The 19733-nt window shown below is 69.9% G+C and carries 21 protein-coding genes and 1 tRNA gene; 6 read left to right on the top strand and 16 right to left on the bottom strand.

All coding sequences use genetic code 11. The features are described from left to right. Nucleotide 1: 1 nt before the first annotated feature. Nucleotides 2-763: an ABC transporter ATP-binding protein gene (locus ACZ5L9_RS16325; protein ID WP_464529484.1), complete on the bottom strand. Its 762-nt coding sequence runs from the start codon at nucleotides 761-763 to the stop codon at nucleotides 2-4. A 287-nt stretch (nucleotides 764-1050) separates the two neighbouring features. Between ACZ5L9_RS16325 and ACZ5L9_RS16320 the strand changes: the two genes are divergently transcribed. Further along, a complete protein-coding gene (locus ACZ5L9_RS16320; RefSeq protein WP_464529481.1) occupies nucleotides 1051-1530 on the top strand; it encodes a hypothetical protein in 480 nt (159 codons plus the stop codon). 150 nt (nucleotides 1531-1680) lie between these two features. Here the strand turns inward: ACZ5L9_RS16320 and ACZ5L9_RS16315 are convergent, their stop codons facing one another. Continuing rightward, a complete protein-coding gene (locus tag ACZ5L9_RS16315; RefSeq protein WP_464529476.1) occupies nucleotides 1681-2421 on the bottom strand; it encodes a GNAT family N-acetyltransferase in 741 nt (246 codons plus the stop codon). A gap of 594 nt (nucleotides 2422-3015) precedes the next feature. On the opposite strand from ACZ5L9_RS16315, the gene ACZ5L9_RS16310 reads away from it, so the two are divergent. From ACZ5L9_RS16310 to ACZ5L9_RS16295, 4 genes are all read left to right on the top strand, one after another. Then, nucleotides 3016-3153, top strand: coding sequence for a hypothetical protein (locus ACZ5L9_RS16310; RefSeq protein ID WP_464529472.1), 138 nt, complete (start codon nucleotides 3016-3018; stop codon nucleotides 3151-3153). Between the two features lie 431 nt (nucleotides 3154-3584). Beyond that, on the top strand, nucleotides 3585-3965 hold the full coding sequence (locus tag ACZ5L9_RS16305; RefSeq protein WP_464529470.1) for a hypothetical protein: 381 nt from the start codon (nucleotides 3585-3587) through the stop codon (nucleotides 3963-3965). A 260-nt stretch (nucleotides 3966-4225) separates the two neighbouring features. Next, a complete protein-coding gene (locus tag ACZ5L9_RS16300) occupies nucleotides 4226-4435 on the top strand; it encodes a hypothetical protein (protein ID WP_464529468.1) in 210 nt (69 codons plus the stop codon). A 174-nt stretch (nucleotides 4436-4609) separates the two neighbouring features. Beyond that, nucleotides 4610-5266, top strand: coding sequence for an HIRAN domain-containing protein (locus tag ACZ5L9_RS16295; protein ID WP_464529466.1), 657 nt, complete (start codon nucleotides 4610-4612; stop codon nucleotides 5264-5266). Between the two features lie 935 nt (nucleotides 5267-6201). On the opposite strand, the gene ACZ5L9_RS16290 is transcribed toward ACZ5L9_RS16295, so the two are convergent. From ACZ5L9_RS16290 to ACZ5L9_RS16280, 3 genes are all read right to left on the bottom strand, one after another. Further along, nucleotides 6202-6870 carry a potassium channel family protein gene (locus ACZ5L9_RS16290; protein ID WP_464529463.1) on the bottom strand — a complete coding sequence of 223 codons (669 nt, stop codon included), beginning with the start codon at nucleotides 6868-6870 and terminating at the stop codon, nucleotides 6202-6204. Then, on the bottom strand, nucleotides 6864-7418 hold the full coding sequence (locus ACZ5L9_RS16285; protein ID WP_464529459.1) for a hypothetical protein: 555 nt from the start codon (nucleotides 7416-7418) through the stop codon (nucleotides 6864-6866). Before ACZ5L9_RS16285 ends, ACZ5L9_RS16290 begins: the two co-directional genes overlap by 7 nt. Before the next feature lie 199 nt (nucleotides 7419-7617). Then, nucleotides 7618-7691: transfer RNA gene (locus tag ACZ5L9_RS16280), tRNA-Pro, on the bottom strand. A gap of 132 nt (nucleotides 7692-7823) precedes the next feature. On the opposite strand from ACZ5L9_RS16280, the gene ACZ5L9_RS16275 reads away from it, so the two are divergent. Further along, the gene (locus tag ACZ5L9_RS16275) at nucleotides 7824-10175 is read left to right on the top strand and encodes an arylsulfatase (RefSeq protein ID WP_464529455.1); all 2352 of its coding nucleotides are present in this window, start codon (nucleotides 7824-7826) and stop codon (nucleotides 10173-10175) included. Nucleotides 10176-10254: 79 nt separating this feature from the next. Here ACZ5L9_RS16275 and der read toward each other — a convergent pair whose 3' ends face one another. The 11 genes from der to ACZ5L9_RS16220 all read right to left on the bottom strand — a co-directional run bounded on the left by der (nucleotide 10255) and on the right by ACZ5L9_RS16220 (nucleotide 19719). Next, nucleotides 10255-11646 (bottom strand): ribosome biogenesis GTPase Der, encoded by a 1392-nt coding sequence (gene der / locus ACZ5L9_RS16270; protein WP_464536896.1) that lies wholly within the window; start codon nucleotides 11644-11646, stop codon nucleotides 10255-10257. A 5-nt stretch (nucleotides 11647-11651) separates the two neighbouring features. Next, the gene (locus ACZ5L9_RS16265) at nucleotides 11652-12443 is read right to left on the bottom strand and encodes a lysophospholipid acyltransferase family protein (protein ID WP_464529452.1); all 792 of its coding nucleotides are present in this window, start codon (nucleotides 12441-12443) and stop codon (nucleotides 11652-11654) included. Between the two features lie 76 nt (nucleotides 12444-12519). After that, complete coding sequence (gene cmk, locus ACZ5L9_RS16260; protein ID WP_464529449.1) at nucleotides 12520-13224, bottom strand: (d)CMP kinase; 705 nt, start codon at nucleotides 13222-13224, stop codon at nucleotides 12520-12522. A gap of 11 nt (nucleotides 13225-13235) precedes the next feature. Further along, nucleotides 13236-14333 (bottom strand): prephenate dehydrogenase, encoded by a 1098-nt coding sequence (locus tag ACZ5L9_RS16255; protein ID WP_464529445.1) that lies wholly within the window; start codon nucleotides 14331-14333, stop codon nucleotides 13236-13238. Beyond that, nucleotides 14326-14703 carry a chorismate mutase gene (gene aroH / locus ACZ5L9_RS16250; protein WP_464529441.1) on the bottom strand — a complete coding sequence of 126 codons (378 nt, stop codon included), beginning with the start codon at nucleotides 14701-14703 and terminating at the stop codon, nucleotides 14326-14328. Before aroH ends, ACZ5L9_RS16255 begins: the two co-directional genes overlap by 8 nt. Nucleotides 14704-14778: 75 nt before the next feature. Then, complete coding sequence (locus tag ACZ5L9_RS16245) at nucleotides 14779-15537, bottom strand: pseudouridine synthase (RefSeq protein WP_464529439.1); 759 nt, start codon at nucleotides 15535-15537, stop codon at nucleotides 14779-14781. After that, nucleotides 15530-16204: an SMC-Scp complex subunit ScpB gene (gene scpB / locus ACZ5L9_RS16240; protein WP_464529434.1), complete on the bottom strand. Its 675-nt coding sequence runs from the start codon at nucleotides 16202-16204 to the stop codon at nucleotides 15530-15532. The genes ACZ5L9_RS16245 and scpB overlap by 8 nt, the downstream gene beginning before the upstream one ends. Beyond that, a complete protein-coding gene (locus ACZ5L9_RS16235; protein ID WP_464529431.1) occupies nucleotides 16197-17105 on the bottom strand; it encodes a segregation and condensation protein A in 909 nt (302 codons plus the stop codon). The genes scpB and ACZ5L9_RS16235 overlap by 8 nt, the downstream gene beginning before the upstream one ends. Next, the gene (locus tag ACZ5L9_RS16230; protein WP_464529427.1) at nucleotides 17102-17482 is read right to left on the bottom strand and encodes a hypothetical protein; all 381 of its coding nucleotides are present in this window, start codon (nucleotides 17480-17482) and stop codon (nucleotides 17102-17104) included. Before ACZ5L9_RS16230 ends, ACZ5L9_RS16235 begins: the two co-directional genes overlap by 4 nt. Continuing rightward, complete coding sequence (locus ACZ5L9_RS16225) at nucleotides 17464-18345, bottom strand: ParA family protein (protein ID WP_464529425.1); 882 nt, start codon at nucleotides 18343-18345, stop codon at nucleotides 17464-17466. Before ACZ5L9_RS16225 ends, ACZ5L9_RS16230 begins: the two co-directional genes overlap by 19 nt. A 90-nt stretch (nucleotides 18346-18435) precedes the next feature. Further along, a complete protein-coding gene (locus ACZ5L9_RS16220; RefSeq protein ID WP_464529422.1) occupies nucleotides 18436-19719 on the bottom strand; it encodes a hypothetical protein in 1284 nt (427 codons plus the stop codon). Nucleotides 19720-19733: the final 14 nt, after the last annotated feature.

Below are 19733 nucleotides of genomic sequence, written 5' to 3'. Positions count from 1 at the left end.
CTCAGCCCTCGAACCGCTTCATCCGGTCCAGCACCCGATCGGCTGTCGGCGCCTCCATCGAGTCGACGATCTGCCCGTCGGCGAGGAAGAGCACCCGGTTCGCGTACGACGCGGCGTGCGGGTCGTGGGTGACCATCACGATCGTCTGTCCGGTGTCGTCGACGGCGCGGCGCATGAACGTCAGGATCTCGATGCCGGTACGGGAGTCGAGGGCTCCGGTCGGCTCGTCGGCGAAGATGATGTCCGGCTTCGGCACCAGGGCCCGCGCGACGGCGACCCGCTGCTGCTGGCCCCCGGAGAGCTGGCTCGGCAGGTTGCCGAGCCGGTCCTGGAGGCCGACGGTCCGCACGATCTCGCCGAACCACGCGTCGTCCGCCTTGGTCCCGGCCAGGGTGAGCGGGAGGAGGATGTTCTCCTTCGCCGTCAGCGAGGGAATCAGGTTGTACTGCTGGAAGATGAATCCCAGCCGGTCGCGCCGCAGCAGCGTCAGCTGGGTCTTGTTCAGCTTCGAGATGTCGGTGTCGCCGATGTAGGCCGATCCCGACGTCAGCCGGTCGAGACCCGCGACGCACTGCATCAGCGTGCTCTTCCCAGAGCCCGAGGGGCCCATGATCGCGGTGAACTCATGCTCGGGGAAGTCGACCGTCACGCCCGCGAGGGCGTGGACCGCGGCCTCACCGGTGCCGTAGGTCTTCGTCGCGTCGACTGCGCGCGCAGCCGCGGACCGAGCTGGGGCTTGCTGGGGGGCCTGAGCGGGGGGCATCGGTCTCCTCGTCCTGTCCTCATCACGCGTGTCGCGCCAGCAACGATCGAACACGGCGGGTGAGGCCCGTCCCTCCCCCGGTTCGGGCCAAGGCTCTGGACGCAAGCGCCTCTCACAGGGGGTCGAGGAAATCGGTGGCCGTCACCCGATCGACGTGGCAGTGTTCAGCTTCGAGATCGAGAGGAGGTGCGACAAACCGTGTTCGTGTCCCGCGTTGACCGTTGCGCCTCCTGTGCTGACTGACCGCGTGCAGCAGCAGGAGGTCCACCCCACGAGAGGTGTGCCCCATGAATCATCAGACCCGCCCCGATCCGACTGATCGTCAGCTGTACTCCGGCCTCGTCCTGCGCGTCCGCGAAGCGGAGTGCGAGGTGCGCGTGGACGGCGACGTCCGTTGGGTCCCGTTCGCCCCGATGTTTCCCGCACCCCGGACCGAGCGGGTCCAGCCGGGGCATCGCGTTGCCATGGTCACCGGACCCGGTGGCGTCGGCGTCGTGCTCTGGCGGTGGTACGACGCCGTCGTGCTCGGCAGTGACGTCGACGGGATCAGGCTGTGGGAGCCCGCGCACGGCGAGGTCGTCGCCCGAGCGCGCGAGGTCTACCAGCCACAGGACCCCGGCGCGCGTGCCTATCTGTCCGCTGGCCTTCCTGGCGCGGACTGGTGGGTGGCCGGCCCTGTCGTGACCGGCGCGGACGAGGCTCTGGTCGAGCTGGACGAGGTCGCTCGGCTCTACACCGAGGCCGGGATGTGGGACCAGATCGCCTAGGCGAGCGAACCGATGCCCAGGACAGCCACGGCGGCGCTCGTCGGCGCCCCGAGCGGACAACCCCGACGCTGCGCCGACACGGCTCGGCGCGACTTCGGCGACGCCTCACCCGCCAGCGTGCGACTGCCCGGACGGTCAAGCCTTCTCGCCTCAGCCGCCGACGACCCGCGCCGCCGCGAACGGCCGCCACGTCATCCCGAGACGGCGGTAGAGACGCACGGCGGCCGTGTTCCCGCCGTCGACCATCAGCGCCGCCGTTCCGTGCTCGGCGACCAGCGCGTCCAGGACGAGGCCGCACACCGCCGCACCGATGCCGCGCCCGCGCGCCCGCTCCGCGGTGGCTACCCCGGCAAGAAAGCCGACACAGGGCGCGCTCCACGCATCGGCGGCACAGGCCATCAGCGTCCCGGCCCCGTCACGGGCGCCGGCCCAGCGTCGTACCCCGTGGCGACCGGGGCGCGCGTAGGCCCCGGGGAACGCCGCGTCGAGCAGGGCCTCGACGTCGTCCTCGTCAGAGGCGGTGAGCCAGACGGCACCGTCGCCACCGTCGGTGAGCGCCGAGGTCTGCATCCAACCGAAGGAGTCGACGAGCTCCAACCCCGGGACCTGCTCAACCACCCGGCGCACCATGGCCTCGTCACCCACCGGACGGTAGGTCGGACCCAGCTGAGGCAGCACGGCACCGACCAGCTCGGCGGCTTCCTGATGCGGACCGGCGAGGGCCAGTCGGTCCCGGCCCGAGAGCGCGGGCGCGGCGACGGCGGCCGCGGCGCCGAGGCGGAACACTCGCACCCCGGCCGCGCCGGTGCCGGCGGCCCACCGCAGCAGCGCGTCGCCCGCTACCGCATCGCGCACAGCGCCCACCGACGTCAGCTCCCGCGGCACGGCCATGGGGCCAGGCTAGCCAGCGCCGACGTGGCGCCGAGGAGCGCCATCCCCGCCCGTGTCCGCCGAGCTGGCTGAGCCCGACGCGCTGTCGGAACAGGGAGAGGATCTGCGATCAGGCCGAAGGCTGCCTCGGGACGGAGGCGTGCAAGGAAACCAGGGCTGAATGCACACGTAGGTGACATCGTGGCCTCCGTCTCGTTGTCTCCTGGCCCACCACCCGGGGGCTGTTCCAGAAGGCGATGGCGCCGTCCTGAAGCCCTTTCGTCGGGTCGGAATGCTCGCCCCGAGGACGCGCTCGCCAGGGCAGCATCTCCTGCGCGGACGCGCGCGACTGGTGTCACAACTCGTGTCGGCGACAGAAGCAGAGGACACCGTGAGCCTGGTCTCCAGTGCTCACAGTGCCCTCTGACCTGTGCTTTCGTCCGGTCGGGCTGACAGGATTTGAACCTGCGACCCCTTGACCCCCAGCGACAGGCAAAGTGCCCGTTGACGGTCTCAGGCGTCCGTGTCGAGCGTGAATCAGACCCCGACGGACTCTGACGGTTGCCCCGGTTTCGGGACGAACTGGGGTATGGAATGGGGTACGGCTTCGGGGTCATGGGGATCTACCTGATCGACAGCGGTGGCAAGTACCCGGTGATCGCGGGACACACGATGCTCAACCCCGGCGAACGCATGCAGTGGCCAGACGTGCCGATCGTGCGCGAATACGGCCCGACACACCCCAACGCCTAACTCTCCGACCACGCGATCCGGCTCAGGTGGCTTCGCAGAGAACAAGCCCGGGTGCGGGAGTCCATCACCGACGAGACGGCCCGCACCCGAGGCACGAGCAAGACCCCGCGACTCGACGCCATCCGCGCCGACCTGGCCCGGCAAGCGGGACCGGTGGCACGCGCTGTCGCCAACCCCACACCGGTCACACGAGCCGTTGTTGCCGCCTCTGTGCGACCGGAAGCATCGCGGCCAACAGCGCAGCCCGTGACCAACGCCGTCCAGCCCTACCGGCTGCGGCCTCCGGGCTTCCTGCCTCGGTATTGGTGACCACGGCAGCCTCGACTTGGCGCTGTTCGCTGCGAGCGGCCTCGGCAGTGCCAGCTCGAGCCACCTGACCCGCATCGCCGTCATGAGGAGCCCCACCCCCACACGCCATAGACTCCCGCCCCGTGGAGAACTTGATCGTGATGCTGATCGTCGCCCCGATCGCCGTCCTGATCCTGCTGGTCTTCCTGATCCTCCGCGACCTCGCCGACCAGTGGGCCGATCCCAAGATCAAAGCGATCCTCAACAGCCCAGCCGTCGCCGGGCGGCTCCAACGCCGACGCGACCGCAACCTCTACCGCATCGGCATCGTCATCACCGCACTCGGGATCCTCCCGATCCTCGCCGCCCTGCAAGCCCTCGTTCGCGGTGGGATGAAGGGCGGTCCGGTCTCGACCCACACCATCGAGGCCGTCTCCACGATGACGATCACCGTCGGCCTCGCGACACTGATGATCTGGTGGTGGAGCAGTTCCCGCCCTCGCGGAGAGATCGACAAGTCGTAGGTGCAGCGCGCTTCCTAAGGCGACGACCCCGCCGACACCGAGGCCGAAGAGGACCAGTCGCTCACCGCGTTACCCGCCGAAGGTGTCGCCACCATCACCACCCCTGCCATCGTGGACGTGACCGCCACGCTCGACCGGTGGCGACGCAACGGCTGGCACTTACCACCGGGGACGGACCCAAACCCAGCGCGAAAGACACGAAGGGAGCGCGACGACTCACGACGAACCCCAGACCTCGATGCCGTGACACAATCCCCGCCGTGAGTCTATGGATCCGCGTGCCCGTCGGTATCGCCACGATCATCCTCGAGATCATCCTCGCTGCGAGGAACAACGGCGACTGGTTCATCGCGATCGTGTCCGCAGTGGCGGTCCTGATCGCCGCGACCGCGAGCACCCTCAACCAACGATCCGTCAGACGGGACCGCCAACCGATCAGCGAGTGCCGCGAACAGATCAGCAAAGCGTAGGCGCGGCTGTTTTTGAGAGGCCATCGTGGCCACGGGAGCGCGCCTCTGGAGCAAATACCTCCCCGGGGGCAGGGTGACGTCCCGGGAAGTGGTGTGGTTCTTCGCCGTTGAGTGTCGTCGTGCTGACCCAATCGTTCCCCTAAGGGCGCGCCGCCGCGCCCTTAGGTTGAGCGTGTGCCCACCCAGGAGACGGATGAGGAGTGGCGGCGGCGCTGGCTGGCTGAGTCGACGGCGTTCATCTCCGCCACTACCAACGAGATTCTCGCCGAGGCGCAGGCAGCTGCGGCTGAGTGGCAGGGCGACCCAGAGCTAGAGCCTCCGCCGCAGTCGAGTGTCCGCCGCAGCGACTATGCGCCGAAGGATTCCGAGGCGCGATACCTGTCCCGGGATGCGCAAGGGCTGCCGACGCTGCGATTGGTCGACGCGGGCGACCGGCTGGCGATCTGGTCGCCACTCTCCGGCGGTGCGCTGCTCAACCCGAAGGGTCCGGGGCTCCGGGCTTTCGGCTTGGTTGCCACCTACGCGCGAGGTGCGCAGCACAACGCCCCGACCTTCCGCACCGCGGACCTGCGCAAGGGCCGCCCCGTGGAATTGCGCCGCGAGCCGGATAACCCGCACGACCGCAACGCCATCGCCCTGCACGCGCCGGGTGCGAGGAAGCCATTCGCTTATGTGCAGCGTGTTCGGGCCGCGGCGCTGGCTAAGCGCATGGACGCTGGCGAGGCACTTGCCGGGGTATCGCTGTGGGGCCCGGGACCGGGTCGCGACGACGATTCGTGCTTCCTGCTGATCGGCTCGGCTGCCGATCTCGCCGCACTCGTCTCGATATAGCGGTCGGGTGGCTATCGCTCAACGCGGGACCGCAGCGCTTTCGCTAATTCCGCCCCGTGGGCCCGGTTGCAATATCGATGGGCCGGGCGAGCGCCGGAGTCAGATCCGCCGAGCGCACGCGGCGTGGTGTGGTCCAGGTCCCACAATTCCCCGAGGGTAATCAGTTCTCCGCATCGGCGGCACGGATAGGACAGCCGTTGCGCCCACCGGGCTCGGCGTTGCTTCCACGCGTTGGTGTGGCCTTTCGCCATGGCGCGATTGTGCCACCCGTGCCTCGGATATCGGCCCGAGAGCCACAGAATCGGGCCGTAGATCGCCGAACAGCCCGGCGATGGGTAATCCCGGACACTACCCCGAGAACAGCGCCGCGCCGCCTCCCAGTCGCTCGCCGCGTGGGGGTTGTCCTCTCGCGCCACCGCATCGGCTGCGGGGGTTCACCCGGCGACGGCGTCGCGGGACGTGTCGCATCTTGCGACACCTCCCACCGGGCTCGACGGCAAGACGTATCCGCGCCCCGCGCCCCGGGCCACCGCACCCGCCGCCCCCGAAACGATCACCTGCCCCACCTGCCACGGAACCGGAAAGGTCGAGAAATGAGCGCCGTCGCGGCGCACCATCGTTTCCAGCGATATAAATTAGCGACGGCCACATATCGCAATCAATTCGAGCGATATCAATTCGTGCTCGCTCACGCCTTAATGGCGAGACGTCCACGCAACCCAAAGGATAATTCCACACATGGACGAAATGAAATAGATGAGCGCAGCACGCGGGCGTGACCGACGAAGAGTCACGAACGCCGCATATAGGCCGACGAGCGGCACCGCAGCGCACGCCAGGATCATCATTCCTGATGCTACGCGTTTATTGTCGGAATCGCCGCTATCGGACGGAACGGTCTGTTTGGTCATTTATTCAACTCGCCTTCATATTAATCACTCGTCGGTGGGGCGCTCGCGCTCGGCTCGCTCATCAGCCACCCTGCCGAGGATCCACGTCGCGACCGAGGCGGTGACGGCCCCGACGACGCCGATCCCGATCACCATCAAGACCACCGCCACCAGCCGCCCTTGGAGCGTGATCGGGGAATGGTCGCCGTATCCGACGGTGGTCACGGTGGTGGCTGCCCACCAAAGCGCGTCGCCGAACGTCTTGATGTTGGCCTTAGGCACCTTCTCTTCGGCGTCGAGTACGGCGAGAGCCCCGAGGAACACGGCGAGCGCCGCAGCCCCGGACACGTACACCAACACCCGCCCGGCGAGGTTGCGTGCCGCCGAGCGGTCCAAGATCCGCATGAGCGCCAGCAGCCGCAACAGCCGAAGGGGCCGCAGCATCGGCAGCACCACGAGGGCCACGTCGTACCAGTGCTTGGCCGCGTAGCGCTTGCGATCGTGGGCGAGGAACAACCGGATAGCGAAGTCCAGCGCGAACGCCGCCCACACCGTCCACGAGACGACCGAGAGGAACGTCCGCAAGTCGGGGTTGATGCGCGGGTCCAGCACGGGCCACGCGTAGGCCACGAGGAACGCGAGGGCCAGCAGCATGAGCGGGATCTCCGTGCGGCGTTCCCACCGTTCGACGGCGGGCCGCGTCTCTGTCACCACGGATCCGCTCCCTTGACCTCGCGCAACGTGTGCTCGGCGTCTCGGTGCCAGCGGATACCGGCGGCGTCGGTGAAGCGCAGTTCGGCGGTCGAGATGAGAAACGCCATTGCGCCGCCCAAGATGTCGGGTCGGAGCGGCGTGGGCAGATTGAAGCCGTGGGAGAAGTCCGAGGCTTGTCCCGGCAGCAAGCGCCCGGCGGGGATCGTCCCGATTTCGTCGGGCAGTAGAGCACCATCGGCGGCGGTGATCTTGGTGAGGTAGCGCGCTCGGCAGTTTGAGATTGCCTCGTCACTGCCGTTCGTGATCGTCAGCCGGACGGCGGTGTCTATGAACTCGCTGTCGAAGTATCCCGGTGTGACCGACGTCGTGGGTACACCGATCGACACCCGTCGGGCCTGCGCGCGGCGCTCAAACTCTCTGCGCCGCCGCCGATCCGTCTGCTCGCGCCACAGCACCGCCATCGCGACCCCGAGCGCGCCCACCGTGCCGATGGCACTCAGCCACGTTGGAGCATCGGACACCCACCAGTGCGAGACGAGAATGACCACAGCCGGACGCTAGAGCGCCCCGCGCACTCGGCGAGGCAGGGACACGCCGTGACACCCGCAGATCCCCCTCCGGCGGGGCTGATATGAGCGCACTACGTCGCGTGCGTGGCGGCGATGGTGGGGTACGAATTGGGACACGACCCACGGAACACATCAGGGGCCGCCCTCGCGGACGGCCCCTGACCTGCTGTTTTACCTGTCGGGCTGACAGGATTTGAACCTGCGACCCCTTGACCCCCAGTCAAGTGCGCTACCAAGCTGCGCTACAGCCCGAACACTCTCCAAAGAGAGCACGCGAAGACTATCGCAGGCCCCTGGCGACTCAGAATCGGGGCCCGTCTACCGCTGCCTCACCCGCTCCGGGGGATCCAGGTCGACGCGAGGCGGCGTGAGCGTGGAGACCTCGTGTCGTCGCCCCAGGAGGGTCTCGTGGTCAAGCAGTTCAGCGGAGTCGTCAACCTCGATGTCCGGGACTCCGTCCCCGACTGGACGCCGTTCCGGGAGTCGCCGGCGCCGGACGGCTCCCCCAACGTGCTGGTGGTCCTGTACGACGACACCGGGCTGGCGGCCTGGTCGCCGTACGGCGGCCGGATCAACATGCCGACGATGCAGCGCCTGGCCGACAAGGGCCTCACCTACACGCAGTGGCACACCACTGCCCTCTGCTCCCCGACCCGGTCGTGCCTGCTCACCGGCCGCAACCACCACCAGAACGGCTTCGCCCAGATCGCCGAGGGCGCCCAGGGCTTCCCGGGGCACACCGGCCACGTCCCGATGGAGAACGCCACCATCGGCGAGGTCCTGCGGGAGAACGGCTACAACACCTACTGGGTCGGGAAGAACCACAACGTCCCGCTGGACGAGTGGGCGGTCGGCGCCACCCGACGCAACTGGCCGCTCGCCCGGGGCTTCGACCGGTTCTACGGCTTCATCGGCGGCGAGACCAACAACTGGTATCCGAGCCTGGCCGAGGACAACCACTACGTCGACCAGCCCTACGGGCCGGAGGACGGCTACCACCTCTCGAAGGACCTCGCCGACAAGGCGATCTCCTACATCGCCGACAGCAGGACCTCCGCGCCGGACAAGCCGTGGTACCTGTGGTTCTGCCCGGGTGCCAACCACGCCCCGCACCACGCGCCGCAGGAGTACATCGCCAAGTACGAGGGCGCCTTCGACGATGGCTACGAGGCCTACCGCGAGTGGGTGCTGCCGCGGATGATCGAGCGCGGCATCCTCCCCGAGGGGACCGCCTACTCCGACATCAACCCGCTGCCCGGTGAGGCTGCCCAGCCGATGGACCACGTGAAGCCGTGGGACTCGTTGGGCGAGGACGAGAAGCGACTCTTCGCCCGCATGGCGGAGGTCTACGCCGGCTTCAGCGAGTACACCGATGCCCAGGTCGGCCGGATCATCGAGTTCCTCGAGGAGACCGGGCAGCTGGAGAACACCGTCGTGATGTACTGCGCCGACAACGGCGCCTCGGGCGAGGGCAGCCCGGTCGGGACCGTCAACGAGAACAAGTTCTTCAACGCCTACCCCGAGGATCTCGAGCAGAACGTCGCGATGATCGACCAGCTCGGCTCACCCGACACGTACAACCACTACCCGACCGGCTGGGCGACGGCGTTCTCGACACCCTTCAAGATGTTCAAGCGCTACACCTACCAGGGCGGCGTCGCCGACCCGCTCGTGATCTCCTGGCCCGCCGGCATCGCGTCTCGTGGCGAGGTGCGCAACCAGTACCACCACGCCGTCGACATCGTGCCGACCATCCTGGAGTGTGCCGGCATCGAGATGCCCGAGCAGGTGCTCGGGTACGAGCAGACACCGCTGCCGGGCGTCTCGATGAAGTACACCTTCGAGGCCGACGGCCCGACGCAGAAGCACGTCCAGTACTACGAGATGATGGGCACCCGGGCGCTGTGGCACGACGGCTGGCACGTCGTCGCCCAGCGCGCGCCCCAGCAGGGCGGGACGGCCGAGGACCTGGTCAACGACACCTGGGAGCTCTACCACTCCGAGGTCGACCGGGCCGAGGCGCACGACCTGGCCGATCAGCACCCCGACAAGGTCAAGGAGCTGGTCAACCTCTGGTACGTCGAGGCCGGCAAGTACGACGTGCTCCCGCTGGACAACCGCTCGCTGGCGGATCTGGTCAAGGCCCAGCCCGTCGCCGACATCCCCGCTGGGGGCGTCTACCGCTACTACCCGAACACCTCGCCGGTCCCTGAGTTCGCCGCCGCCGAGATCCGTGGACGCTCGTTCAAGATCCTCGCCGACGTCGAGATCACCGACGAGCACGCCACCGGCGTGCTGCTGGCCAACGGGGCACGCTTCGGCGGCCACTCGCTGTTCCTCAAGGACGGCAAGCTGTGGTACGTGAACAACTTCCTGGGGATCCCGCCCGAGCAGGTCCTCTCCGCGCCCGAGGGAGTCACCGCCGGTCGTCACGTGCTCGGCGCGGAGTTCGTCAAGGAGAGCCACGGCGACCACGGCGAGGCGATCGGGACGGCGACCCTCTACGTCGACGACCAGGCGGTGGCGAAGGGGCCGTGGAAGACGCAGCCGGGCCACTTCGCGCTCTGTGGCGAGGGCCTCAGCGTCGGACGCGACAGCGGGGATCCGGTGTCGAAGGAGTACGAATCGCCGAACGCCCTCGTCGGCGCGCTGATCAAGGTCGTCGAGATCAACATCGGCGAGGACCACTACGTCGACCGCGAGCGCGACTTCCACGCGGCGATGTCACGCGACTGACGGCGTCCCGACCCGGCGACGACACAACGCCCCTCCGACCGTGTTCCCACGGTCGGAGGGGCGCTCTGGCATCTCGTTCTCAGGCGTTGCGCTTGCGCTTCTCCCGGACGCGCTGCTGGAGCACGATCGGGGTGCCGACGAAGCCGAACTCCTCGCGCAGACGACGCTCGATGAAGCGCTCGTACGCCGCGTCGAGCTTGCCCGACGTGAACAGGATGAAGGTCGGCGGCGCGGTGGTGGCCTGGGTGCCGAACAGGACCTTCGGCTGCTTGCCGCCACGGACCGGGTGCGGATGCTCGGCGACGAGCTTGCCGAGGAACGTATTGAGGGCACCGGTGCCGATCCGGGTCTCCCAGCCCTCCAGCGCGCGGTCGATCGCCGGCACGAGCCGGTCGATGTGCCAGCCCGTGCGAGCGGTCAGGTTGAGCCGCGGGGCCCACTGCACCTGGACGAGCTCGCGCTCGATCTCCTTCTCCAGGTAGTAGCGGCGCTCCTCGTCGACGAGATCCCACTTGTTGAAGACGATCACGAGGGCGCGGCCGGCCTCGCGAACGGTCTGCAGGATGCGGACGTCCTGCTCGGCGATGTTCTGCTCGGCGTCGAGGACGAGGACCGCGACCTCGGCGCGGTCGATGGCGGTGGTCGTCCGCAGGGAGGCGTAGTACTCGTGACCCGAGGCCTCCTTGACCCGCTTGCGGATGCCGGCGGTGTCGATGAACTTCCAGGTGCGCCCGCCCAGCTCGACCAGCTCGTCGACCGGGTCGACGGTGGTGCCGGCGACGTTGTCGACCACGACGCGGGTCTCGCCCGCCAGCTGGTTGAGCAGCGAGGACTTGCCGACGTTGGGCCGCCCGACCAGTGCGATCCGCCGCGGGCCACCGATCTCACGACCCTCCGGCATCGGCGGCAGCTCGGGCAGTGCGGAGAGCACCGCGTCGAGCAGGTCACCGGAGCCGCGACCGTGCAGGGCCGAGACGGGGTGCGGCTCGCCCAGACCGAGGTTCCACAGGGTGGCGGCCTCGGCCTCGGTGCGCTGGTCGTCGACCTTGTTCGCCGCGAGGACGACGGGCTTCTTGGCCTTGCGCAGGACCCGGACGACCGCCTCGTCCTCGTCGGTGATGCCGACCTTGCCGTCCACCACGAAGAGGACGGCGTCGGCGAGGCTGATCGCCAGCTCGGCCTGCTCGGCGATGCGCAGTGCCATCCCCTTGGCGTCCGAGGACCAGCCGCCGGTGTCGACGATCGTGAATGCACGGCCGTTCCAGTCGGCGTCGTAGGAGACCCGGTCGCGGGTCACACCGGGGACGTCCTCCACCACGGCCTCGCGGCGCCCGATGATGCGGTTGACCAGCGAGGACTTGCCGACGTTGGGGCGGCCGACGACGGCCAGCACCGGCGTCGGGCCGAAGTGCTCGTCGTCCTCGCCGAAGGTGTAGCCGTCGCCTGCGAAGGCGTCCGGCTGGTCGGTCATGTCACTCATGATGCTCCTTGGTCGAGGACCGTGGTTGGTGCTGCGTCTGCGTCTGCGTAGGCGCCGTCGGTGGCGTCCATCGGCGGGTAGGGATCGGGCGAGGCCACGGGAAGCGGGCCGGGGAGCTCCCGCCCGGTCAGCGCCCGGGCGGCATCGAGCTGGGCCAGCAGGTGTTCACGCAGGAACGCCGACACGTGTCGTACGTGTTCCCGCCGACGCGGCCAGGCGACCTGGTCGGTGCGCCACGGCTCGCCGAAGACCATCTCGATCCGGGCACCCTTGTGTGGCAGCGAGCCGCGCGATCCACCGGGATCGCGGCTGCCCAGCATCGTCACCGGGATGACCGGGGCGCCGGTGACCATGGCGAGGTAGGCGGCGCCGTGGTGGTACTCGCCGTACTCCCCCGCTCCGCGCGTGCCCTCGGGGTAGATGCCGACGGCGTGACCGTCGCGCAGCACTCTCACGCACGCCTTGATCGCACCCGGGTCGGCGGTGCGCCGGTCCAGCGAGATCTGACCGACGGCGGTGAAGAACGGGCCGCCGAGTCCCCGGAACATGTCGTGCTTGGTGAGCGCGTGCGCGGGGCGTGGCGCGAAGATCGCCAGCATCGGCCCGTCGATGACACCGACGTGGTTGGACGCGAAGATCACCGGACCGGTGACGGGCACGTTCTCGGTGCCGTGCAGCATCACCCGGAAGCGGCGCCGGATCGCCCAGCGCCCGAACCAGCGGAAGTTGTACAGCCACCACCGGCGCGGCGCCCGGACTCGGCTCGTGTCGGGCAGCCCGGGGCTCATGCACGTACTCGCTTCGCTCCGTGCGCGCACCAGGCGCCAGAGACGCAGCGTCCGATGATGAGCTCGCTGCGCTCGCTCATGTCGCCCGCGCGGTCATGGCCCGCTCTGCGAGGGCGACGACCTGCGCGATCACCTCATCGAGGGTGTACGGCGTGGTGTCGAGATGGGTCGCACCCGCGGGCACGGCCAGGCCGCCCTGGGTCGAGTCGATCCGGTCGCGGTTCTCCAGCGAGGCCTGGACCGCCGCGGCGTCCGTACCGCCCTCCTCGAGGGCGCGGCGTGCCGCCCGCGCAGCCGGGTCGGCGGTGACGTAGAGCTTGACCTCGGCCTGTGGCCACACCACCGTGCCGATGTCGCGGCCCTCGACGACGATGCCGACACCGGCGGCGAGGGTCTTCTCGATCTCGGCCTGCTGCAGGGCGATGAGACGTGCGCGGACCTGGGGGACGGTGGCGACCGGCGACACGTGCGCGTTGACCCGCTCGCTGCGGATCGCCTCGGCCACGTCCTGTCCGTCGAGCGCGATCGTCGGGCAGAGCGGCTCGGTGCCCGAGGTGATGACCGGCTCTGCGACGCGCGCGGCGACCGCTGCGGCGTCGAAGACGTCGACGTCGTGGGCGAGCATCCACCAGGTCATGGCGCGATACATCGCGCCGGTGTCGAGGTAGCGCAGCCCGAGCCGGGCGGCCGCACCGCGCGAGGTGCTGGACTTGCCCGAGCCGGAGGTGCCGTCGACGGCGATGACGAGGGACTTCCCAGTGATGTTCTCCGCCGTGCTCACAACGCCGAACCTTACCGGTGGACGACCCATCCCCGGGATTCCAGCGCCGTGCGGAGCTGCTCGGCGCTGCCCTCCGCGACGACCAGCTCGACCAGACCGGCCGGACGGCCGAGCTCGTGCTCGATCCTGACGTCCTCGATGTTGACGCCGCTGGCGCCCGCGTCGGCGAAGAGCCGGGCCAGGCCGCCGGGCTCGTCCGCGACGGCGACGAAGACCGCCGTGGTCGGACTGAGCGGTCCGCCGTGCTTGCCCGGGATCGCCTGGGTGCCCTGCTGGCCGCGCTCGAGCAGCCCGGCGAGGGTGCCGCGGTCTCCGGTGCTGATCGCCGCGATGAGTTCGTCGAGCTGGCCGCGGATCTCGCCGAGGAGGTCGACGACGGCGCCGGCGTTGCCGGTGACGATCTGGCTGTAGAGCTCCGGGTCTCCCCCGGCGACCCGCGTCACGTCGCGCACGCCGGGACCCGACAGGGCCAGGTGGCCGGCCGGTGCACCGGGCAGGCGGCCGGCGACCAGCACGGCCATCAGGTGTGGCACGTGCGAGATCCGGGCAACGGCGCGGTCGTGCTCGGCGGGGTCCATCCGGAGGGGGACCGCGCCGCACAGCAGCGCCAGCTGCTCGACGAGCTCGGTGGCTTCGGGCCGGGTGGTGGCGTGCGGCGTGATCGCCCACGGGCGGCCGTCGAACAGGGCGGCGTTGCCGGCGAGCGGGCCGGATCGCTCCGTGCCGGCCATCGGGTGGCTGCCGACATAGCGATCCACACCGGCGATGGCCTCGACCTCCGCGAGGGGCGCGCTCTTCACGCTGCCGACATCGGTGACGATCGCGTCGGGGTTGAACGTCAACGCGTCGCCGATCAGCCGGCCGAGGTAGGCCGGCGGCACGGCGACGACGATGAGCTGCGGCCGGTCGCCCCGGACGCGCGGGCGGCCGGCGCCGAGGCCGCTGGCCGTACGGACGTGCTCGGGCGAGGCGTCGGTGAGCAGCACCTCGAGACCCGCCTGGCTGCAGGCGAGGGCGATCGAGGTGCCGAGCAGGCCGGTCCCGATGATCTCGATCGGCCCGGTCAGCCGATCGTGGAGCCGACCCGCCACCGGAGCGGCATCAGGCATCCGGGACCGACTTGACCTTGGTCAGGTCGCGGCGCAGGTTCGCGGCGCCGTGCAGGTAGACGTGGGTGACCTCGGCGCGCGGCAGATCGGTCTCGACGTGGGCCATCAGTCGTACGACGCGGGGCATCGAGCCGGAGATCTCGAGCTCGCGGGCGCACATCAGCGGGACCTCGGAGAAGCCGAGCTGGCGGGCGGCGTAGGCGGGGAACTCCGAGACGAGGTCCTCGGTCGAGGTGAAGATGATCGAGATGAAGTCGTCGGTGGTCAGGCCGTTGACCGTCATCATCTCGGTGACCAGCTCGGTCACGCGCTCGAGCAGGTGCTCGCGCTCGTCGGCCTCGAGCTGGGTCGCGCCTCGTATCGCACGCACTGCCACGTTCTTCTCCTCGCCTCTCACGTACCCACCGAAGATTAGTGGGTGCGGCGATGGCCCACGCTGCCGGGATCAGAGCTCGGCGGAGTCCAGCATGTCGCCGAGCTCGTCGTTGGTGAGCTCGCGCATCTGGCCCGGGCGCAGAGTGCCCAGCTTCACCGGCCCGATCTGGATGCGGGTCAGCTGCCGCACCGGGTGGCCGATCTCGGCGAGCAGGCGGCGCACGATCCGGTTGCGGCCGTCGTGGATGGTGAGCTCGATGATCGACTTGGCGTCGGTCGCCCGCAGGATCTTGGCGGCGTTGACCTCGACCGGCCCGTCCTCGAGGGTCACGCCCTCGAGGAGCTGCTTGACGTGGCGCGGGAAGAGCTGGCCCTCGACCTCGGCGACGTACGTCTTCATGATCTCGAACGACGGGTGCGCGACCTTCTGCGCGAAGTCGCCGTCGTTGGTGAGGAAGAGCAGGCCGGTGGTCTCGACGTCGAGCCGCCCGACGTTGAAGAGCCGCTCGGGGCGCTCGGCCACGAACTCCTCGAGCGTGCGCGCAGCGTGCGGGTCGCTCATCGTGGAGGTGACACCGGCGGGCTTGTTGAAGGCGAGGTAGACCTTCTCGCTGATCGGGGGCAGTCGCTTGCCGTCGACGCGGATCAGGTCGCGCGCGGGGTCGACCTTGGTGCCGAGGCGCGTGACGACCTCGCCGTTGATCTCGACCAGGCCGTCGAGCATGAGCTCCTCGCTGCGGCGGCGGCTGGCGACCCCGGCCAGCGCGAGCAGCTTCTGGATGCGGATCAGGCCCTCCTCGTCGAGGGGGAGGTCGGTGCGCTCAATCATTCGTCTGCTCCTGCTGCTGGTCCTGCTGCTCGTGCACGTCGGGTGGGGCGGCGGCGCTCGGCGAGCTGGTCATCTCGGCCAGCTCGTCCTCGAGGTCGTCCATGTCGGGCAGGTACGGCGCCAGCTCGGGCAGCTCGTCGAGCCCGGTCACGCCGATCCGCTCGAGGAAGTAGCTCGTCGTCCGGTAGAGGTGGGCCCCGGTGTCGGGATCCTGTCCGGCCTCCTCGACCAGCCCTCGGGCCAGAAGCGTACGCATCACGCCGTCCACGTTCACACCGCGGATCGCGCTCACCCGCGCGCGGGACACCGGCTGGCGGTAGGCGACCACGGCGAGGGTCTCCAGGGCGGCCTGGGTCAGACGCGCCTGCTGGCCCTCCAGCACGAAGCCCTCGACGACGGCGGCGTACTCCTCGCGGGTGTAGTAGCGCCACCCGCCGGCGACGTTGCGCAGCTCGAAGCCACGACCCTGTTCGGTGTACTCACGGGCGAGGTCCGCCAGCGCGGCCTCGACCTCGGCGATCGGGTGGTCGACAGCGGTGGCCAGCGCGGTGGGCGCGAGCGGCTGGTCGGCGACCATCAGCACCGCCTCCAGGGCGGGTCGCAGCGGGAGGCCTGCCCGTGCGTCGGCGCTCACCTCGGTGCCGGACGGCTCAGCGTCGTCATTCATCGGTGCTCTCCTGCTCGGCAGCAGCGGGCTGCCCGTCGAACTCGTCATGGATCAGGTCATCAAGATCGATGTCAGCACTGCCGAGCTCGCCGTGATCGCCGGTCCAGCGCACGGTCAGCTCCCCCAGCGGTGAGACCTGGTCGAAGGCGATCACACCTTCGCGGAACAGCTCGAGCAGGCTGAGGAAGCGGGCTACGGTGGTCAGCGTGTCGGGCGAGTCGCCGCACAACGCCCGGAACGTCATGGTGCCCGCGTGCCGCAGCCGGTCGACGACGATGCCGGCCTGCTCGCGCACGCTCACCGCCGGCGCGTGGATGTGGTGCAGGGTCAGCTCGGGCGGGCCGGGCTTGGGGGCCAGCGCCTTGGCGGCCAGCGCGGCGAACTGCTCCAGCCCGATGCCGATGAGCACCTCGGGCAGGAGGCTGGCGTAGCGCTCCTCGAGTCCGACGGCCCGCGGGTGGCGCAGGGTCTCGTTGGCCAGGCGGGTCGAGAGCACGCCGGCGACCTGCTTGAACGCCCGGTACTGCAGCAGCCGCGCGAAGAGCAGGTCGCGCGCCTCCAGTAGCGCCAGGTCCTCCTCGTCCTCGACGTCGCCCTGCGGCAGCAGCCGGGCGGCCTTGAGGTCGAGCAGGGTGGCCGCGACCAGCAGGAAGCTCGAGGTCTGCTCGAGGTCCCACTGCTCGCCCTCCGGTGTTCGAGCCCGTCGGGCTCTCACGTAGGCGATGAACTCATCGGTGACCTGGGCCAGCGCGATCTCGGTGATGTCGAGCTTGTGCTTGGCGATGAGGCTGAGCAGCAGGTCGAAGGGACCTTCGAAGTTGCTCAGCCGGACGGCGAAGGAGTCCGCGCCCTGGCGCGACTCCTCGCCGGGCTCGGGGGCGAGGTCCGTGGCGAGACTCATCCCTGCTCGGAGGGTTCGGCGAGACGGCGTACGAGGACGCTCTGCTCGCCGTGGGCCTCGAGGTCGGCGAGCGCCATCGCGATCGCCTCGCGGACCAGGCGGCCGCGGTCGAGCGCGACGCCGTGCTTGCTGCGCAGGGTGAGGCGGGCGTGCTCCAACTCGAGCAGCTCGTCGGAGGTGACGTAGACCGTCATCTTCTCGTCGTGCCGGACCCGACCGGACGTGCTGCGGGCGCTCTTCGCAGACGCCTTCGCGGTCGCCTGCTTCGACCCCGCCGTGGTCACGGGCGCAGGCTCCGCGGCCGGCTCGCTGGGCGCGGCGACGGTGGCACGGAAGATGTCATCCGCACCCGGCACCCTCATGCGCCGCGCTGCCACCGGGCGAGCACCTCCTTGGCCAGCTGGCGGTAGGACTCGGCACCCGGCGAGGTCGAGGCGTACGTGGTGATCGGCTCGCCCACGACGGTGGCGTCGGAGAACTTCACGGTGCGGCGGATGACGGTGTGGAAGACCGTCTCGCCCCAGCCGGCGACGAGGGTCTCCATCACCTCACGGCTGTGCAGGGTGCGGCCGTCGTACATCGTGCCGAGCAGGCCGTCGATGGTCAGGCGCGGGTTGAGCCGGCTCCTGACCTTCTCGATGGTGTCCTTGAGCAGCGCGACGCCGCGCAGGGCGAAGTACTCGCACTCCAGCGGGATGATGACGCCGTCGGAGGCGGTGAGCGCGTTGACGGTGAGCAGGCCGAGCGAGGGCTGGCAGTCGATCAGGATGACGTCGTAGCGGCCCAGGATCGGGTGCAGCTTGCTGGTCAGGACCTGTTCGCGCCCGACCTCGTGGACCAGCTGGATCTCGGCGGCCGACAGGTCGATGTTGGCCGGCAGCAGGTCGACGCCGTCGACGTTGGTCTTCACCACGACGTCGTCGAAGGAGACGCTCGGGTCCATCAGCAGCTGATAGGTGCCCATCTCGATCTCGTTGGGGTTGAGGCCGAGGCCGACCGACATCGAGCCCTGCGGATCGAAGTCGATGAGCAGCACCTTGCGGCCGAGCTCGGCCAGCGCCGCGCCCAGGCTGATCGTGGTGGTCGTCTTGCCGACGCCGCCCTTCTGGTTGCAGAGCGCGATCACGCGCGCCGGACCGTGACTCTCCAGACGCTCCGGCTCCGGGAAGACGGGCAGCGGGCGGCCGGTGGGGCCGAGCTGCTCGGCGATGGGCGACTCGAACGGCAACGCGTCGGACACGGATGCTCCTGCTTCTGCGGGACTGGCCAACCGGGTGTGCCCGGGCGGTTCGGTGCGGGGATATGTCGACATATCCCGCTGCAGGCGACTCTAGGACCGCGCTCGCTCCCGGGACAACCCGGGTGCGGCCCCGGGGCGCGTGCACACGGTCGCCTCCTCCGACCCGTACACCCCCGCCCGGACCGGCAGGATCGGATCCCAGGTCCGCTGCTGGGTCGGGGCCCATGCCAGGACCCCAGGAACCCGATGGCCGTCGAGCGCACGGACGAGCACCCGGCGCACGCTGAGCGTCACCGTGCTGCGGGCCGCCGCCGTCCCGGCCCAGCAGACCGCGCCCTGGGTCTGTCTGCGTGCCGCCGCCAGGCCGAGATGCTGTCCGGGCCGGCTGCTCCCGTAGCGCAGCACCGCCACGGTCTGATAGCCGAGTGCGCCCTGCCAGGGCGCCGTGACGCCGACCTCCATGCCGGCGGTGTGGGCCGAGCTGATCGTGAAGGTGGCTCGGCCGTGCCGTACGGCCCGCTGCGGACCGAGCCACGGCGGCCGGTGCACGCTCAACCACTGAGTCAGGCTCAACCGGCACCCGTCACAGTGCGGCACCCGGAAGGTGAGGGTCGTCCGCGCGCTCGGACGCAGGGTGTGCGCTGCTGGATGCCGTGCGGGGTGCGGGGCCGTGTGTCGGGCCGGCGGCCCGCAGGGGTAGACGCTCTGGGTGCCGAGAGCGCCGTTCCACGCGCGACCCATCGGAGGGATGGTCGCCAGCCCACGCACCGCCCACGCCCGGGGATGCCACGTCGGGGCTCCGGTCACGGTGGTGGACCGGAAGCGGGCCACGCGCATGACGATCCGCGCCCGGCGCGCCGAGGTCCCCGCCCAGCAGGCGGCACCGCGACGAGCGGCGGCGGCCCGCGCCGCGCTCACCGGCGCCCCGACCGCGAGGCCCTGGTAGCGCGCGACCATCACCGAGGCCACGTCGTCGCTGCCGTGCCATGGCGCGTCGACGTCGAAGGTCAGCCCTGCGGTGAAGCCGGCCGGCACGGTGAAGGCGACCCGGTGGTCGGACCCGACATGACGCGATCCCGACCACCACCAGTCGGTGCCGTCGCTCGGAACGTAGCGGGCCGCCTGCACGGTGCACTCGTCACACCCGCGGACGACGACCTCCACCGTGGTGAGCGGCACCCGCGCCCCGGCTGGAGTCGACGTCGCAGCACGATCGCGGGTAGCCGCGAGTGCCGCGGCGCTGTCGCGAGGCGACGCGAGACCCACGGCCAGACCCACGGCCAGACCCACGGCCAGACCCAGCGCGAGGCCCACGGTGAGGCCCCGGATGAGGATCGCGGCGGGTCGGCGGCGTGCGGAGGTGCGTGGGCGCATCGCGTGCTCCTGTC

This window comes from Nocardioides sp. JCM 18998 (assembly GCF_055391535.1).
The sequence above is the reverse complement of the archived record's forward strand: the minus strand, read 5'-3'. Positions and strand labels throughout refer to the sequence as shown.

Coding starts and splice junctions, on each gene's coding strand:
- der (WP_464536896.1), bottom strand. CDS start 11,646: ATGACCGACCAGCCGGACGCCTTCGCAGGCGACGGCTACACCTTCGGC.
- scpB (WP_464529434.1), bottom strand. CDS start 16,204: ATGAATGACGACGCTGAGCCGTCCGGCACCGAGGTGAGCGCCGACGCA.
- ACZ5L9_RS16235 (WP_464529431.1), bottom strand. CDS start 17,105: ATGAGTCTCGCCACGGACCTCGCCCCCGAGCCCGGCGAGGAGTCGCGC.
- ACZ5L9_RS16245 (WP_464529439.1), bottom strand. CDS start 15,537: ATGATTGAGCGCACCGACCTCCCCCTCGACGAGGAGGGCCTGATCCGC.
- ACZ5L9_RS16315 (WP_464529476.1), bottom strand. CDS start 2,421: ATGGCCGTGCCGCGGGAGCTGACGTCGGTGGGCGCTGTGCGCGATGCG.
- ACZ5L9_RS16265 (WP_464529452.1), bottom strand. CDS start 12,443: ATGAGCCCCGGGCTGCCCGACACGAGCCGAGTCCGGGCGCCGCGCCGG.
- ACZ5L9_RS16255 (WP_464529445.1), bottom strand. CDS start 14,333: ATGCCTGATGCCGCTCCGGTGGCGGGTCGGCTCCACGATCGGCTGACC.
- ACZ5L9_RS16310 (WP_464529472.1), top strand. CDS start 3,016: ATGGGGATCTACCTGATCGACAGCGGTGGCAAGTACCCGGTGATCGCG.
- ACZ5L9_RS16220 (WP_464529422.1), bottom strand. CDS start 19,719: ATGCGCCCACGCACCTCCGCACGCCGCCGACCCGCCGCGATCCTCATC.
- ACZ5L9_RS16325 (WP_464529484.1), bottom strand. CDS start 763: ATGCCCCCCGCTCAGGCCCCCCAGCAAGCCCCAGCTCGGTCCGCGGCT.
- ACZ5L9_RS16320 (WP_464529481.1), top strand. CDS start 1,051: ATGAATCATCAGACCCGCCCCGATCCGACTGATCGTCAGCTGTACTCC.